Origin of the sequence: Exiguobacterium sp. A1_3_1, from assembly GCF_048985645.1 — a bacterium.
GTDB lineage: Bacteria > Bacillota > Bacilli > Exiguobacteriales > Exiguobacteriaceae > Exiguobacterium_A > Exiguobacterium_A indicum.
Map to the genome: position 1 here is coordinate 1 of NZ_WBYY01000331.1, position 685 is coordinate 685.

The following is a 685-nucleotide window of genomic DNA, read 5'->3' on the forward strand; positions in this document are numbered from 1 at the left end:
ACCGACGATGATCAGGTCAGGACGTGCAGCGATGACTTCCGGTAACGTCTCCATCTTGATGCCACCCGCAACAGCTGTTTTTGCGTTTGTCACAACCGATTTGATTGTCGCGAGATCCTCGAACGAGTTTTGACCGACTGCTTGGAGATCGTAACCTGTGTGGACACAGATGTAGTCGACGCCTAATGCATCCAGTTCTTTCGCACGTGTTGCGATATCTTTCACAGCAATCATGTCGACGAGAATCTGTTTGCCCGATTTTTTCGCTTCTTCGACTGCCCCTTTGATTGACATGTCTTCCGCTGCCCCAAGGATCGTCACGATGTCGGCACCATGTGCGACAGCTTGGCTGACTTCGTAGCCGGCAGCATCCATAATCTTCAAGTCAGCGAGGACCGTTAAGTTCGGGAATGCGGCTTTCATTTCTTTGACGGCGCGGAGTCCTTCGTTGATGACGACCGGTGTGCCGATCTCAACGATATCTAAATTGTCTTCCCCGATTTCTTTGACTAAAGCAATCGCACCTGCTGTATCGACTAAATCAATCGCGAGTTGTAATTTCATTCTGAATCTCTCCCATTCTTCTCTATATTGTCGTACCTGACACTTCCTTCAAACGTTCATGAAGGAACACGACTAAATATAATCCGCAGGAGCATTCTTGAGAAGTACGCACTTTTAATTT

At 47.9% G+C, this 685-nt stretch carries 1 protein-coding gene; it reads right to left on the reverse strand.

Going from position 1 to position 685, the window contains the following annotated elements; translation table 11 throughout:
- Positions 1–564, reverse strand: a 564-nt coding sequence (gene hxlA / locus F8N00_RS18215; protein ID WP_421018773.1) for a 3-hexulose-6-phosphate synthase, incomplete at its 3' end; no start/stop codon positions are given.
- Positions 565–685: the final 121 nt, after the last annotated feature.